The organism is Streptomyces blastmyceticus (genome assembly GCF_039521185.1).
In the GTDB taxonomy this organism is placed as follows: Bacteria; Actinomycetota; Actinomycetes; order Streptomycetales; family Streptomycetaceae; genus Streptomyces; species Streptomyces blastmyceticus.
Window position 1 is genome coordinate 1,010,420 of the sequence record NZ_BAAABW010000026.1, and the last position, 15,554, is coordinate 1,025,973.

General features: G+C 71.9%; 9 protein-coding genes. 1 reads left to right on the forward strand and 8 read right to left on the reverse strand.

What is annotated here, in order from left to right; genetic code table 11:
• Nucleotides 1-24 precede the first annotated feature (24 nt).
• From ABD269_RS26855 to mgtA, 4 genes are all read right to left on the reverse strand, one after another.
• Complete coding sequence (locus tag ABD269_RS26855) at nucleotides 25-1,098, reverse strand: hypothetical protein (RefSeq protein ID WP_344121844.1); 1,074 nt, start codon at nucleotides 1,096-1,098, stop codon at nucleotides 25-27.
• Nucleotides 1,099-1,530: 432 nt separating this feature from the next.
• Entirely contained in the window at nucleotides 1,531-2,535 is a 1,005-nt protein-coding gene (locus ABD269_RS26860; RefSeq protein WP_344121846.1) for a hypothetical protein, read from the reverse strand.
• A 616-nt stretch (nucleotides 2,536-3,151) separates the two neighbouring features.
• Entirely contained in the window at nucleotides 3,152-3,946 is a 795-nt protein-coding gene (locus tag ABD269_RS26865) for an MgtC/SapB family protein (RefSeq protein ID WP_344121848.1), read from the reverse strand.
• Between the two features lie 45 nt (nucleotides 3,947-3,991).
• Complete coding sequence (gene mgtA / locus ABD269_RS26870; protein WP_344121850.1) at nucleotides 3,992-6,745, reverse strand: magnesium-translocating P-type ATPase; 2,754 nt, start codon at nucleotides 6,743-6,745, stop codon at nucleotides 3,992-3,994.
• Between the two features lie 601 nt (nucleotides 6,746-7,346).
• Between mgtA and ABD269_RS26875 the strand changes: the two genes are divergently transcribed.
• On the forward strand, nucleotides 7,347-8,246 hold the full coding sequence (locus ABD269_RS26875; protein ID WP_344121852.1) for an endonuclease/exonuclease/phosphatase family protein: 900 nt from the start codon (nucleotides 7,347-7,349) through the stop codon (nucleotides 8,244-8,246).
• A gap of 7 nt (nucleotides 8,247-8,253) precedes the next feature.
• Here ABD269_RS26875 and ABD269_RS26880 read toward each other — a convergent pair whose 3' ends face one another.
• The 4 genes from ABD269_RS26880 to pucD all read right to left on the reverse strand — a co-directional run bounded on the left by ABD269_RS26880 (nucleotide 8,254) and on the right by pucD (nucleotide 15,554).
• Nucleotides 8,254-10,047, reverse strand: a complete 1,794-nt coding sequence (locus ABD269_RS26880) for an FG-GAP-like repeat-containing protein (RefSeq protein WP_344121854.1) — start codon at nucleotides 10,045-10,047, stop codon at nucleotides 8,254-8,256.
• A gap of 98 nt (nucleotides 10,048-10,145) precedes the next feature.
• Complete coding sequence (locus tag ABD269_RS26885; RefSeq protein ID WP_344121856.1) at nucleotides 10,146-11,291, reverse strand: XdhC family protein; 1,146 nt, start codon at nucleotides 11,289-11,291, stop codon at nucleotides 10,146-10,148.
• A 261-nt stretch (nucleotides 11,292-11,552) separates the two neighbouring features.
• Nucleotides 11,553-13,010, reverse strand: a complete 1,458-nt coding sequence (locus ABD269_RS26890) for an NCS2 family permease (protein WP_344121858.1) — start codon at nucleotides 13,008-13,010, stop codon at nucleotides 11,553-11,555.
• A 165-nt stretch (nucleotides 13,011-13,175) separates the two neighbouring features.
• Nucleotides 13,176-15,554, reverse strand: a complete 2,379-nt coding sequence (gene pucD / locus ABD269_RS26895; protein ID WP_344121860.1) for a xanthine dehydrogenase subunit D — start codon at nucleotides 15,552-15,554, stop codon at nucleotides 13,176-13,178.

The following is a 15,554-nucleotide window of genomic DNA, read 5'->3' on the forward strand; positions in this document are numbered from 1 at the left end:
GGGTCCCGCACCGCCCGGAGTCGGTCAGTGGCAGCCGCAACTGGACGCGGTGACACGGTTCATGCGGCGCCGGGGGCGCTCGCCCCCGGCGGTCTCCGTGCCGGTGCCGGCCAGTGCCTCTGTGGCGCCTTCGGCGGTGACGGTGCTGGTCGCGCAGGCCAGGGTCAGCTGGTACGGGGTCTGCGGCAGTGCGCCGAGGACCAGGTGGACGGAGGCCTTCGCGCGGCCCGTGGCAGCCGAGTTGGCCTCGGTGTTGAAGGGCAGCGGCTGGGTGCCCCGGCTCAGGCCGAACTCCACGCCGGAGACGACGGAGTGGTCGGAGTGCTCGGCGAAGAGGCTCTCCAGCGCGGCCGCGGCGGCGCCCGAACCGGACGCGGCGGCCTTCAGGTCGGTCACCGTCCCGTCGTCGACGGTGAGGACGAGCGGGTAGTGGGACAGACCCGTCAGCTGCTCGTAGAGCTCGTTCCGGCGGGCGTCGCCTTCGGTGCGGCTGCGGACGACCGGCCAGCCCTTGACGGCGATCTGGCCGGAGAGCGTCGTGCCCGTGACGTCGGTGGCGAGGCGCAGCCGTCCCGTGGGGGCCAGTTGGACCGCGCCGGGCTTGAAGGTGCCGACGTCCGACCGCGACCAGGTCGGCCGGGTGAATCCGGCCTGCGCGACGGAGGCGGTGAGCGGGTCCTCGATCCGCAGCCCGCCGGCCGTGGCCAGTGCGCCGGCCAGCTCGTCGGCGTGGCGCTGCACGTCGTCGGGGTCGGTGCGTTCCAGCGTCTCCAGCAGGGAGCGCGTCTGGTCGAGGGCGAGCGGGCCGGTGCCCATCCGGACGGCGGCGACGGTGCGCCCGGGGCCGATCTCCACGGTCGGGGCGGTCAGCAGGGAGTCGGCGGCGGCCACCACGAGGACGTCGGAGTTCTCGGGCACGTCGGTGCGCAGTACGTCGGCGAGGGTGCGGCCGGGTTCCGCGAGGACGGTGGTGTGGTGTTCGTGGCGGGTGCCGTGCTCGATCCGGAAGAAGTCGGCGAGGGCCTTTTCCACGACGAGCACGAAACGGTCACGACCCGCCGTGTACTGGCGATAGGCCGTAGGTCGGACGACAATCATTGCGACACTCCCGGATGTTTTCGGTGCAGTGCGGCGAGGCGGGTCGAGTCAGCACCTCGACCCGCCTCGCACTGGGCCGGGCCCGGAGGCCGGCCGTCACTCGGTTCAGCCCAGGAGGGTGCCGAGGTAGTTGCTGTTCTTACGCACCTTGATGGTCTTCTTCATGGCGGACACCTCCCCTCACGATCGAATCCGACGGCCACCCGGGGCTCAGCCCAGGAGGGTCCCGAGGTAGTTGCTGTTCTTGCGGACCTTGATGGTCTTCTTCACGGAGAACACCCCCTCTCGCCATCGAATCCGACAGGCCACCGGGGCTCAGCCCAGAAGCGTCCCGAGGTAGTTGCTGTTCTTGCGCACCTTGATGGTCTTCTTCATGGTCGTCACCTCCTCCCAGGTCTTTATTCGCGCTCCCCCGCGTCGGGGCCCGGCCGGTCAGTGACCGGCGGCCATCCGGACGCCGGGAGCGCCGCCCTTGTTGCCCAGCACCACTTCACCGCTCTCGGTGTAGACGGTGGTGTCGGGCGAGATGATGTCGAGGTGGTACTGGGTGAAGGGGGTGAGCCCCAGTCCCCAGTGGAGGCAGCCCCGGTCGCCTCCGTACACCTCGTTCATGGCGTGGTTGCCCGGCAGGATGTCCAGGCTCGTGTTGAGGGCGTGTCCGATCTCCCAGACCAGGGTGTAGCGGGAGTCGATCTCGAACATCGCCTCGAAGGTCTTGGCGACCGCGGCACCGGAGGGCCGGTGCGGGCGCAGCGCGGCGATGCTGCCCTTGCGCACCTCGGCGATCACCGCCTCGTGCTCCAGGCCGGCGAGCTTCCCCTGCAGCCGGGCCTGGTCCTTACGGGTGAAGGACGGCGTCCCGTTGTGCAGGATGGGGAATCCGCGCAGGGCGATCTCGCCTTCGAGCGGCAGGTGCAGGCTCTCGTCGAATTCGACGATCTGCATCGGCAGGACGCTGATCTCGCCCGACGGCACGATCTGCTGCTCGCCCCAGTCGAGGGGGCCGGCCTGCTGATTCCACACGAGGTCGTCGGCGAGGTGGTCGAGGACGGCGCGGGTGCCGTGGCGCTCGTCCACATAGACGAGGTGGTCGGTGGACTCCGCCAGCTCGAAGAAACGGTCGCTGAATTCGGCCTGTTCCTGGGCCGAGGTGCGCTCGATCACCCCGATGAAATGCCGGATGATCTCCAGGTCGGTGGGCGTGGAGTTGCACGCCATGCCCATGAGTTTCCGGCGCGGCCCGAGCGCTTCCTCGGACGGGGACTCAAAGAATCGGTAGGGGGAGATGACCAGCGAGTGCGACTGCTGCGGAATCGTTTCATCGGCGAGCATCGCCTCGAAGTCGTCCCCGGGGCGCAGGATTATCGTCCGGTACTCCTCGTAGGGGGCATCCCTGACGATTTCGAGTTCCTTTTCCATCTCCTGATTGGTGATCAAGCAGAAGACGCTTCCTTCGGCCGGCCCGAACTGACTGAACCGGGCAGGATTGATCTTGATTGCCATAACCGGCATACCCCCAGGTGGCTGCTTACCTGACCGCAAGAAAACAGCACTCCCCGAAGGCGGCGCAATATCGACAACCACAACGGCCGGAATGCGCGCGGGTTTAACCCGCCACTTGTCCGTATTGCCGCCTGGGCGGCCTTGGTCCGGGTTGACAGAGATCTCGCAGCAGTTCGGCACCCACCGGTTCCGGCCGACACCGGAGCGGATGTCCGGAGTTGCCCTGTGGCGCCGCTTCCGTCCTCGATCCGAACGATCAATTCCGGCAAGGCCGGGAGGGCGGGAATGTGACTCCGAGGCAAATCGGCACCGCACGGCCCCGCGGACTTTCGGCCATGATCCAAAGCAGTCGACACGCGTCATCGAGCGCGGATGCCGGGAAACCGAGGATGACACGCGCATGTGACGTGAATCACGAATAGCATGTACTTGCCATATGCCGCGGGCACTCGCGCGGACCTGAAACGACGTCAACTCCCTGCTCAGGACGGGTTTTACGGCCCAGTGGCCCGCCGCCGGGGCGTCAGGCGCCGGCGGCGGGCCCCACCGTTCACCGCCCCGTGAAGAAGTCCCGCACCCGCCGCCGGCCCCGTGGCTCGGCCGGGTAGTCGTCGTCGGCCGTGTCGTCCGGGCCGTGCAGGACGGTCCACCGCACGGCCGAGACCGCGGGCTCCAACGAGAGCCTGCTGACCGCCTCTTCGAGCAGGCTGTCGTTGCGCCGCTCGGTGGTGAGGTCGGCCGCCACCATGACCTTGCCCCCGGCCTCCACGTCGCTGCTGTACACCGAGCGCAGCCGGAAGCCGGGCCGGGTGACGGCCTGCACCACGAGGGTGCGGATGTGGGCCTCCTCCGGTTCGGTGCAGACGACCTCGAAGTGGTAGTCGGTGGCCACTTCGGCGCCGCCGTGCGGCCCCCGGTCCAGGCCCCGGGCCAGCGGGCGCAGCAGGGTGTTCGCGCCGACCACGCCCACGGTGCCCAGGGCCGCGACCACATAGAGCCCGGTCCCGGCGAGGGCGCCGACGGCAGCCGAACACCACAGCGTGGCCGCGGTGTTGAGGCCGCGGACGCTCAGCCCGTCGCGCATGATGACGCCCGCGCCCAGGAAGCCGATGCCGGAGACGATCTGGGCGGCGACCCGGGAGCCGTCGTAGCCCGTGGTGCTCGTCGCCGCCGCGAAGCCGTACTGCGACAGCAGCACGAAGAGGGCGGAGCCCGCCGCGACGAGCGCGTTCGTCCGCAGTCCGGCCATGCGCGCCCGCCACTGGCGCTCCAGCCCGATGATCGCACCGAAGCCCAGGCCGGCCGCGATATTGGCCGCCATGGGCCACTCATTGACGATGACCATGCCCCACGCTCCTCCTCGTCCTCGTTCCGTATCCCTATCGGCCGGTCACAGCCAGCTGCTGAACCGCCGGATGTACCAGGTCTTCACCACCTGGGTGAGCGCGCAGTAGGTGAGCAGGACCCCGATCAGCCACGGGAAGTAGCTCATCGGCAGCGGCTCCATCGACAGCGCCGACGCCAGCGGCGAGAACGGCAGGACGATGCCGAACGCCATCACCAGGCCGGTCATGACCAGCACCGGCAGCGAGGCCCGGGACTGGATGAAGGGGATCTTGCGGGTGCGGATCATGTGGACGACGAGGGTCTGGGAGAGCAGGCCCTCGACGAACCAGCCGGACTGGAAGAGCGTCTGGTGCGCCTCGCTGTTCGCGCCGAAGACGTTCCACATCACCAGGAACATGGTGATGTCGAAGACCGAGCTGATCGGGCCGATGCACAGCATGAACCGGGCGATGCCCTTGGCGTCCCAGGTGCGCGGCTTGCGCAGGTACTCGGGGTCCATCCGGTCCCACGGGGTGGCCAGCTGGGAGATGTCGTACGCGAGGTTCTGCACCAGCAGGTGGATCGCGAGCATCGGCTGGAAGGGGATGAACGCGCTGGCCACCAGCACCGAGAAGACGTTGCCGAAGTTCGAGCTGGCCGTCATCTTGATGTACTTGATGGTGTTGCCGAAGGTCGTCCGGCCCTGCTCCACGCCCTGCTCCAGGACCATCAGGTCCTTCTCCAGCAGGATGATGTCCGCGGACTCCTTGGCGATGTCGACCGCGGTGTCGACCGAGATGCCGACGTCGGCGTCGCGCAGCGCGGCGGCGTCGTTGATGCCGTCGCCGAGGAAGCCGACGGTGTGCCCCTCGGCCTGCAGCGCCCGCACGATCCGGGCCTTCTGCACCGGGTTGGTCTTGGCGAAGAGCGTGGTCGTGCGCACCAGGGCGCGCAGCCCGTCGTCGTCGAGGCGGTCGATCCGGGCGCCGGTGACGACCTCGCCCACGTCGATGCCGACGTCGGCGCAGACCCGGGCCGCGACCAGCTCGTTGTCGCCGGTGACGACCTTGACGGCGACCCCCTTGTCGGCGAGGGCCATGAGGGCCCTCGCCGCGTCGGCCTTCGGCGGGTCGAGGAAGGCGAGGAAGCCGATCAGGGTCAGCTCCGCCTCGTCGGCGACGGTGTACGTGGTGCGGTCGGCGGGGAGCGTACGGGTGGCCACGGCGAGGACGCGCAGGCCCTGCCGGTTGTGGTCCTCCGCCGTGCGGGTGACCTTCCGGCGCAGCTCGGCGGTGAGCGGCACCCGCTGCCCACCATCCGTCATGTGGGTGCTCAGGGCGAGGACTTCCTCGACCGCGCCCTTGGTGATCAGGCAGTGTTCATTAAAAGCGTGCTCGCCGGCCTCGGGGGTCGCGGCAAGGCTGTTGCGGTTCAGGACCACCGACATCCGGCGGCGGGCGAAGTCGAAGGGGATCTCGTCGACCATCGAGAAACGCGCGTCGACGACAACCTCCTCGGCCTCGAGCACACGGTCGATGACCGCCTGGTCCATGAGGTTGCGCAGCCCGGTCTGGAAGTGGCTGTTGAGGTAGGCGTGTTCGAGGACCTCGGTGTCGTCCCGGCCGTGCACGTCGAGGTAGCGGTCGAGGACGATCCGGTCCTCGGTGAGCGTGCCCGTCTTGTCCGTGCAGAGCACGTCCATCGCGCCGAGGTTCTGGATGGCGTTGAGGCGCTTGACGACGACCTTGCGGCGGGACATGGCGACCGCGCCCCGCGCCAGGTTGGTGGTGACCACCATCGGCAGCATCTCGGGGGTGAGGCCGACCGCGACGGCGAGGGCGAACATGAACGCCTCGTTCCAGTCGCCCTTGGTGAAGCCGTTGATCGCGAAGACGACGGGGACCATGACCAGCATGAAGCGGATCAGCAGGAAGCTGACCTTGCGGACGCCGGTGTCGAAGCTGGTCTGCGGGCGCTCGCCGACCAGGGAGCCGGCCATCGACCCGAAGTAGGTGTCGGAGCCGGTGGCGACGACCACGCCGGTGGCGGTGCCGGAGGTGACAGTGGTGCCCATGAGGCAGAGGTTGTCGGCCTCGACGGGGTCGGTGGTGACGCTCTGCCCGTAGTCGTGGGTGCGGGTGTCGGCCTTGGCGACGGGCAGCGACTCGCCGGACAGCGCGGCCTGGGCGACCATGAGGTCCTTGGCGGTGAGCAGCCGCAGGTCGGCCGGTACGAGGTCACCGGCGGCCAGGCGCACGATGTCGCCGGGGACGACCTGGTCCATGGGGAGCTCGACGGTGGTGGGCCGCTCGTTGCGGCCGTCCCGGCGCTGCACGGCGGTGGTCGTGGTGACCAGGGCCCTCAGGGCGGCGGCCGAACGTCCCGAGCGGTACTCCTGCCAGAACCGCAGGGCGCCGCTGATCAGCACCATCGCGCCGAGGATGGCGATGCCCGGGTCGAAGGACTCGTCCTCGGCGGCCTGGGTCCACTGCCAGAGCATGACGATGTCCAGCAGGACGAGAATGGCGATGAAGGGGTTGACGTAGGCCTTGGCGAGCTGTGTGTACCAGCGGGGCGCGCGCTCGTGGGCGACGACGTTGGCGCCGTGCTGCTCCAGGCGGTGGGCCGCCTCGTCGTGCCGCAGCCCCTGCGGGGTGGCGCGCACGTCCTGGAGGACCTGGCTGCCGGGCAGGGAGCTGTAGCGGGCGAGGCGGTCACCGGCCGCGCGGGTGCGGGCCTCGAGCTCCGCGGCCTTGCGGTCCCGGCGGCCGCGGCCCGGCGGTGCGAGCTTCTGGGGGGTGAGCGTGGTGTTGGTCATGGCGGAAACCTCTCTCCGGGCACGACGGCGCGACGGCATCGCGGTATGGCGGCATCACGACATGGCGCGGCCGCGCCGGGGCACGGAAAAGTGAAGGGTGAACGCGCGGCGGGAGCGCACACAGGCGACCCGGGGCACGGGAAATGGGGAATTCGACAGCCAGGAAGGCCGGAAACACCGAAAGGGGAAAGGGCCCGCGACAGCGGCACGGCCGGCACGCCGGAAAAAGGCGCGAACCGCGGGTCGGCTCAGGGAAATACGAGCGGAACGCCTGCGCTCAACAGGAAAGAAGCGGAGCGCCTACGCTCAGCGAGGAGAAGCCGACCGACTGTAGCGAGGACTTCCCTCGGGACTCCGACTGGTCATCCCGATCACCTCCTCGCTCGCATACGGACAACACAGGCGCCGCGCGACGGAAAACGCGCCAATGCGGCCGGAGCGGCACCTTCAGCGTCTAGCTTGCCATAGGACGTCAAGTGGTTCCGCCCCGGGCGGTTGATGCGAAGGTCGGACGATGCGGAAAGACCCCGGAACCGGAAAGCGGCCGCCGGGCGGCCGGCGGCGCTGGGCACGGTGGTGCGCGGGGTTGCTGCTGGCCCCCGTGAGCGCGGTGCTGGCGTGCCGGGCCTGCGGCACCGACGGCATCACACCGGTTCCCCAACTCCTGGCGTTCCTCCCGTGGTTGCTGGTGCCCGGCGCCATGGCGCTGCTGCTGGCCGCGGGCGCGCGCTGGGCCGTCGGCTGCGCCTGGGGGCTGCTCGCCGTCGCGGCCGTCGGCTTCTTCCTCCGCCCGTACGACGCCACGCGCCCGCCCGCACCCGGCCCGGCCCGCGCCCAACTGCGCATCCTCACCGCTAACTTGGAGTTCGGCGGCGCGACCCCGGACCTGCTCCGGGCGCTGCGCCGGGAGAAGCCGGACCTGGTGTCGGTGCAGGAGTGCGCGCCGGAGGTGTGCGCGGTCGCCCTGGACGGCGCGGAGGTGCGCGCGGCCTACCCGTACCGCCGGATCGTCGGGGGCGGCCGGGCGGAGGGCTCGGCGATCCTCAGCAGGTTCCCGCTGGAGCCGGACGGCGAGGTGCGCGGCACGCTGGCGATGCCCCGGGCGGTCGTGCGTGTGGCGGGGGTGGCGCTGCGGTTCCAGGTGGCGCACCCGATGCCGCCGGAGCCCGGGCAGGTGGGGCTGTGGCGTACGGAGCTGGGGCGGCTGCGGGCCGTGACCGCCGGGCGGGACGCGGCGGAGACCGTCATCGCGGGCGACTTCAACGCGACGCAGGACCACGCGGCGTTCCGCGCCGTGCTGGACACCGGGCTGCGGGACAGCGCCGCCCTGGTAGGCCGGGCGCGGACGCCGACGTGGCCCGCGCTGACCGCGCCGCCGCTGGGCGCGCAGATCGACCATGTGCTGGTCGGCGCGGCGGTCGAGCCGCGCGCGGCGCGCTTCCTGGACCTGGCGGGCACCGACCACCGGGCGCTGGTGGTCGATGCCGTCCTGCACGGCTGACGCTGCGTCAGCCGGTGTTGACCAGAGGGTTCCAGGTGCCGAGGGTGTCGGCGGCGGTGCCGTCGTAGAGCGAGGTCTCGCCGTCGGCCCAGCGGACGAGGAGGCCGTCGGCCCGGCCCGCGCCGCCGAAGTCTCCCGCGGTCATCGCGGGCGACGCCCAGGAGGGGTTGGGGGCCTGGAGCCGGGTGCCGGTCAGGCCGCTGCCGGAGAGGGCGAAGCTGCCCAGCGAGCCGTCGGCCCAGCGCACGACGACCTGCGAGCGGTCCCGGCCCGCGGGGAGAGTGGCAGTGAGGGCCGTGGAGTTGCGCCAGAAGGAGCCGGAGTCCGCGAGGCGGCGCTCGGTGCCGGTGCCGGTGCCGGCGGGGCCGACGTCGCTGTGCAGCGTGACCTTGCCGTCGGCCCAGCGCACGATCATGTCGTTCGCCCTGTCGGCGGAGTTGAAGCGGCCCACCGCGATCTGCGCGGCGTCCTTCCACGCGGAGCCGCCGGCCGCGAGGGTGTACTCCTTCTTGTTGTCGAAGCCCGCCGGGTCGACGTCCTCGTAGTAGCTGACCTTGCCGGTGTCCCAGCGGACCAGGACGTCGGGCCGGCCGGTGCCGCTGAAGTCGCCGCTGGTCACGGACTGGGCCCGCTGCCAGTAGCTCTTCGGCTTCGCCAGCTGCTTCTCCGCGCCGAAGCCGCCCTTGCCGTCGCCGGGGTAGAGGGTGACCTCGCCGTCGCTCCAGACCGTCAGCAGGTCCTCGCGGCCGTCGCCGTCGTAGTCGCCCGGGGCGAGGAACCTCGCGTGGCTCCAGGTCGACGCGGCACCGGGCAGCCGGGCGCCGTCGGCGGGCGACTGGTAGGCGGCGCGCACGGGCGTGCGGTCGGCGACCGCGTCCTGGTAGAGGTCCTGGATCTCGTGGTCGTAGACCGGGGAGTAGCTGATCCAGTCGTCGCCGGTGGCGTTGCCGCCGCCGTTCCAGCCGCCGAGGTTGCCGATGACGTCGCCGGTGCGGTTCTTGGCGTCGTAATTGGTGATCCAGGGGCTGCCGGAGGTGCCGCCGTAGAAGCCGCCGCACTTCATCTGGAGCTGGCGGTAGCCGGCGAGCCGCGAGGTCGGCACGGTGCAGCTGACGGCCTTCTGGTCCGGGTTGTGCGAGCCGGGGTAGCCGGTGACCGTGACCGTGCTGGTCCAGCGCGGGGTGGGCGTCAGCCGGAGGGCGCCGGTGCGGTCCTCCACACTGGCGCCCTGGGCGTTGGGCAGGACGCGGGCGAAGCCGAAGTCCAGGCTGGAGTCGGGGCCCTTGCTGTTCTTGGTGTAGCGCGGGTCGGTGAAGACCCGGTCCACGGGGAAGACGCCGTACGGCTGGTGGGCCGCGTCCAGGCCCTTGCGGTACTGCGGTACGAAGACGCGCTGGCCGCCGCCCGCCAGGGACTTGGCGCAGTGCCCGGCGGTGAGCACGAGGTTGCGGCCCGCGCTGTGCACCACACTGGCGGTGCAGTAGGTGGGCCCGTCGGGGCCGGTGCTGCTGAAGAACGTGCCGACCATGGGTATGCCGTCGCCGTACGCGCCCTGGGGCGTGCCGGTGGGGGCGGCGCCGACGAGGGCGCGGGACCGGGCGGCGGAGGCGGGCGCGGCGGCGCGGCCCGCGTCGGCCGGCTTGGCGGCGGCCATGCGCTCGGCCGTCCAGTACTTCTCCGCGGCGCGGCCGCCGGACGGGGCCGGGGTGGCCGCGACGGCCGCGGTGGCGGTGGCGGTCGTGCCGCACGCGGCCATGCAGAGGGCGACGGCGACGGCACGGGACCATCTGAAGGGTGACAAGGTGACTCTCTGGGGTGGGAGAAACAGACAGTGCGGGGCATCGTGCCACAGGTCATGGACACGCCCGACGCCGGTCTCCGGAACCCCGTCCTCCGAGGTCAGGCCGCCCGTGCGTCCCGGTGGATGGGGGTGTGCGCCCCGGTGAGGGGAACCCCCGTGCCGCCGCGCCGGACGGCGACGATCTCGGCGACGATGGACAGCGCGGTCTCCTCCGGCGTACGGGCCCCGAGGTCCAGGCCGATGGGCGAGCGCAGCCGGTCCAGCTCCGCCTCGCCCACCCCCGCCTCCCGCAGCCGCCCGAGCCGGTCCTCGTGGGTGCGGCGGGACCCCATCGCGCCGACGTAGGCGACCGGCAGCCGCAACGCCCGCTCCAGCAGCGGGATGTCGAACTTCGCGTCGTGGGTGAGGACGCACAGCACCGTACGGCCGTCGAGCTCCTGGGAGTCGAGGTAGCGGTGCGGCCAGTCCACCACGACCTCGTCCGCCGCGGGGAAGCGGCCGGGGGTGGCGAAGACGGGTCGGGCGTCGCAGACGGTGACGTGGTAGCCGAGGAACTTGCCTGCGCCGGCGAGGGCGGCGGCGAAGTCCACGGCCCCGAAGACGATCATCCGGGGCGGCGGCAGGCTGGACTCGACGAGCAGCACGACCTGCTCACCGCAGCGCGAGCCGCTCTCCCCCGCCCCGTCGTCGCCGTACGCCACCCCCACCGTGCCCGTGTGCCCGAGGTCCAGCAGCGCCGCCGTCTCCCGCGCGGCGGCGTCGTCGAGCGCCCCGGTGCCGCCGAGGGTGCCGGCGGCGGTGCCGTCGGGCCCGACGAGCAGGGGGCGGCCCAGGAGCCCGGCCGGGCCGTGCACGACGCGGGCGAGGGCCGCGGTCCCGCCGCGGGCGGCGGTCGCCAGCGCGGCCGCGTGCACGGGCCGGTCCCGGGCGTCGGCCCGGACCGGGGTGACGAGGATGTCGATCACGCCGCCGCAGGTCAGGCCGACGGCGAAGGCGTCCTCGTCGGAGTAGCCGAAGCGCTCGCGCACGCTCTCGCCGTCCGCGAGGGCCGCCAGGCACAGGTCGTAGACGGCGCCCTCCACGCACCCGCCGGACACGGACCCTACGACGCTGCCGTCCGCGTCGACGGCCAGCGCGGCACCGACCGGCCGGGGGGCGCTGCCGCGCACGGCGACGACGGTGGCGACGGCGAAGTCGCGGCCTTCTTCGCACCAACGGTGCAGTTCCTCTGCGAGGTCGAGCATGGGGGTGTCTCCTCGGGGTGTGCGATTCCAGTGTGCGGCGGGTGGGTGACGGCAGGGGTCTCTTTCCGACGGCGGGCCGGTCCGCGCCTGCGGCGGGCTTGTTCCCCAGCCCCGCCCCTTCCCGAAACCGGGGCTCGTGCCCCGGACCCCCGGCTGCGGCGAGCGTTGCCGCCTGCGGCGGGAGCGGCCTGCGGCCGCGTCCTCAAACGCCGGACGGGCTGGGTTGCGCGAACGTCCACCGTCGCCCGCCCGGCGTGAGGGCTACGCACCCAGCCAGCCCTCGATCGGGTGCAGCGCGAAGTAGACGCCGAAAACCACGGTGAGCACCCACATGAAAAGACCGGGCTCGCGCCACTTGCCCTCCGCCGTCCTGATGGCCGTGTAGGCGATGATCCCCGCACCCACACCCGCGGTGATCGAGTACGTGAACGGCATCAGCACCACGGTCAGGAAGGCCGGGACGGCCACCGCCCGGTCGTTCCAGTCGATGTGCCGGGCGTTGCTCATCATCATCGCGCCGATGACCACGAGCGCCGCGGCGGCCACCTCGCCGGGCACGATCCGGGTGAGCGGGGTGAAGAACAGGCAGGCGGCGAAGAAGAGTCCGGTCACCACCGAGGACAGGCCCGTGCGGGCGCCCTCGCCGACCCCGGTCGCCGACTCGATGAAGACGGTCTGGCCCGAGGCGCCCGCGACCCCGCCGATCGCGCCGCCCGCGCCGTCGATGAAGAGGGCCTTGCTCAGGCCCGGCATCCGGCCCCTGGCGTCGGCGAGCCGCGCCTCGGTGCCGACGCCGATGATGGTGGCCATCGCGTCGAAGAAGCCGGCCAGCACCAGGGTGAAGACGATCATTCCCACGCTCATGGCGCCGAGCGAGCCCCAGCCGCCGAACTCGACATGCCCGAAGAGGGAGAAGTCCGGCATGGAGACCGCGCCGCCCTTGAGCTCGGGCGCACCGTTCTGCCAGGTGCCGGGGCCGAGGTGGCCGACGGCGTTGACGACGACGGCGAGGACCGTACCGGCGACGATGCCGATGAGGATCGCGCCGGGGACCTCGCGGGCCTGGAGCATCAGGACGACCAGCAGGGTGACGCAGAAGATCAGCACCGGCCAGCCCGCGAGCTCGCCGGCCGGGCCGAGGGTGACCGGTCCGCCGCCCGTGGAGGCGTGCACGAAGCCCGCCTTGACCAGGCCGATCAGGGCGATGAACATCCCGATGCCCATGGTGATGGCGTGCTTGAGGGCGAGCGGTATCGCGTTCATGATCAGTTCCCGCAGGCCGGTGACGGCCAGCAGCACGATCACCGCGCCGTAGAGCACGCACATGCCCATGGCCTGCGGCCAGGTCATGTGGGGCGCCACCTGGGTGGCGAGCACGCCGGAGACGCCCAGCCCGGCGGCGAGGGCGAGCGGCACCTTGCCGACGAGGCCCATGAGCAGGGTGCAGACCGCGGCCGCGAGCGCGGTGGCGGTGATCAGTCCGGCGTGGCCGAGCGTGTGCCGTGCGGAGTCCGGCCCGGAGAGGATCAGCGGGTTGAGGAGCAGGATGTAGCACATCGCCATGAAGGTGGTGATGCCGCCGCACACCTCGCGCCCGACGGTGGAGCCTCGCTCGCTGATGTGGAAGTACCGGTCGAGCCGGGAGCGCCCGGCGGGTGGACACGGGCCCGCGCCCGTGCCCTCCGCCGTGGCCCCGGTCTCCACGGATGAGTGGGTCATGATGCCTTCCCAAGGTTCAGAGGGGCACCCGTGGCGGCGGGTGGGACCGCCCACGGGATTTGGGATGTGGATCGGCTGCACGACCCGGGGGACGGCCCGAGACGAAGGGATTGCACCACACACCACCGGCCGGGGGGCGTGCGGGTGGTGTGATGTGACGTGTTGTCAGGTGCCGGTGAGGTGCTCAGGACGCACCGGCACCCGCTTCAGCGGCAGGCCGGTGGCGGCCCGGATCGCGGCGACGACGGCCGGGGTGGAGGACAGGGTGGGCGCCTCGCCGACGCCGCGCAGCCCGTACGGGGCGTGGTCGTCGGCGAGTTCGAGCATGTCGACCGGTATGGCGGGGGTGTCCAGGATGGTGGGGATGAGGTAGTCGGTGAAGGAGGGGTTGCGCACCCTGCCGTCCGCCGCGACGACGATCTCCTCCATGACGGCAAGCCCGAGGCCCTGAGTGGTGCCGCCCTGGATCTGGCCCACCACCGAGAGCGGGTTGAGGGCCTTGCCGACGTCCTGGGCGCAGGCGAGCTCGACGACCTTGACCAGGCCGAGCTCGGTGTCGACCTCGACGACGGCGCGGTGGGCGGCGAAGGAGTACTGCACATGGCCGTTGCCCTGCCCCGTCGCCAGGTCGAAGGCCTCGGTGGGGCGGTGCCGCCACTCCAGCTCGACGTCGACGGCCTCGCCCTCCAGCACGTCGGCCAGGTCGGCGAGCACCTCGCCCGCGTCGGTGACGACCTTGCCGCCCTCCAGGAGGAGTTCGGCGTGGCTCCAGGCCGGGTGGTACGCGGCGAACCTGGCGCGGCCGAGCTCCAGAACCTTCTCCCGTACGGCCTCGCAGGCGTGCCGGACGGCGCCGCCGGTGACGTAGGTCTGGCGGGAGGCGGAGGTGGAGCCCGCCGAGCCGACGCGGGTGTCGGCGGGCCGGATGGTGACCTGGGCGACGCCGAGCTCGGTGCGGGCGATCTGGGCGTGGACGGTGACCCCGCCCTGGCCGACCTCCGCCATGGCCGTGTGCACCGTGGCCACGGGCTGTCCGCCGACGGTCTCCAGCCGCACCCGGGCGGTGGAGTAGTCGTCGAAGCCCTCGGAGAAGCCGACGTTCTTGATGCCGACCGCGTAGCCGACGCCCCGCACGACGCCCTCGCCGTGGGTGGTGTTCGACAGGCCGCCGGGCAGGGCCCGGACGTCGGGCGGGCCGCCCGCGCTCTCCCACTCGCGCTCGGGCGGCAGGGGCAACGCCTTGACCCGGCGCAGGAGTTCGGCGACCGGTGCCGGGGAGTCCACGATCTGCCCGGTGGGCATGACGGCCCCCTGCGCCATGGCGTTGCGCTGCCGCAGCTCGACGGGGTCCATCTCCAGCGCGGCGGCCAGCTTGTCCATCTGCGCCTCGTAGGCGAAGCACGCCTGGACCGCGCCGAAGCCGCGCATCGCCCCGCAGGGCGGGTTGTTGGTGTAGAGGGCGAGGGCCTCGCTGTCGACGTTGTCGACGACGTACGGGCCGACGGCGAGCGAGGCCGCGTTGCCGACGACCGCCGGGGAGGAGGAGGCGTACGCGCCGCCGTCGAGGACGATGCGGCAACTCACGTACAGCAGCGTGCCGTCGCGGGTCGCGCCGTGCTCGTAGTGCAGCTTGGCGGGGTGGCGGTGGACGTGGCCGAAGAACGACTCGAAGCGGTTGTAGACCATCTTGACGGGCCGTCCGGTGCGCAGCGCGAGCAGGCAGGCGTGGGCCTGCATGGAGAGGTCCTCGCGGCCGCCGAAGGCCCCGCCGACGCCGGAGAGCGTCATGCGGACCTTGTCCTCGGGCAGGCCGAGGACCGGGGCGATCTGGCGCAGGTCGGCGTGCAGCCACTGGGTGGCGATGTAGAGGTCGACGCCGCCGTCCTCGGCGGGCACGGCGAGGCCGGACTCGGGGCCGAGGAACGCCTGGTCCTGCATGCCCACTTCGTAGTCGCCGGTGACGACCACCTCGGCGCGGGCACGGGCCGCGGCGACGTCGCCGCGCCGCACGGGCTGGCGGTGGACGATGTTGGGGTGGGGGACGTGGCCGGCGTGGTGGTCGTCGCGGCCCGGGTGCAGCAGGGGCGCGCCGGGCGCGGTGGCCGACTCCTCGTCGGTGACGGTGGGCAGTTGCTCGTACGCCACCTTGATCTTCGCGGCGGCGCGGCGGGCGGTCTCGGGGTGGTCGGCGGCGACGAGCGCGACGGGCTCGCCGTGGTAGCGGACCACGCCGTCGGCGAGGACGGGGGTGTCCTTGATCTCCAGGCCGTAGCGGGTCTCGGCGGGGAGGTCGTCGCAGGTCAGAACGGCGTACACACCCGGGGTGGCGTACGCCTCGGAGACGTCGACGGACAGGATCCGGGCGTGGGTATGGGGGCTGCGGAGCGTGAAGCCCCAGAGCATGTCCTCGTGCCACAGATCGGAGGCGTAGGCGAAGTCGCCGGTGACCTTCAGGGTGCCGTCGGGGCGCTGGGTGGACTCGCCTATGCCGCCGCGGGTCCGGCTGCCCTGGGTGAGCGCGGTGGGGGTGCGTGCGGTACCCAT

Bases quoted from the DNA above. Each gene is read 5' to 3' on its own strand.
- ABD269_RS26865 (WP_344121848.1), bottom strand. From the start codon at position 3,946: ATGGTCATCGTCAATGAGTGGCCCATGGCGGCCAATATCGCGGCCGGC.
- ABD269_RS26885 (WP_344121856.1), bottom strand. From the start codon at position 11,291: ATGCTCGACCTCGCAGAGGAACTGCACCGTTGGTGCGAAGAAGGCCGC.
- mgtA (WP_344121850.1), bottom strand. From the start codon at position 6,745: ATGACCAACACCACGCTCACCCCCCAGAAGCTCGCACCGCCGGGCCGC.
- pucD (WP_344121860.1), bottom strand. From the start codon at position 15,554: ATGGGTACCGCACGCACCCCCACCGCGCTCACCCAGGGCAGCCGGACC.
- ABD269_RS26890 (WP_344121858.1), bottom strand. From the start codon at position 13,010: ATGACCCACTCATCCGTGGAGACCGGGGCCACGGCGGAGGGCACGGGC.
- ABD269_RS26855 (WP_344121844.1), bottom strand. From the start codon at position 1,098: ATGATTGTCGTCCGACCTACGGCCTATCGCCAGTACACGGCGGGTCGT.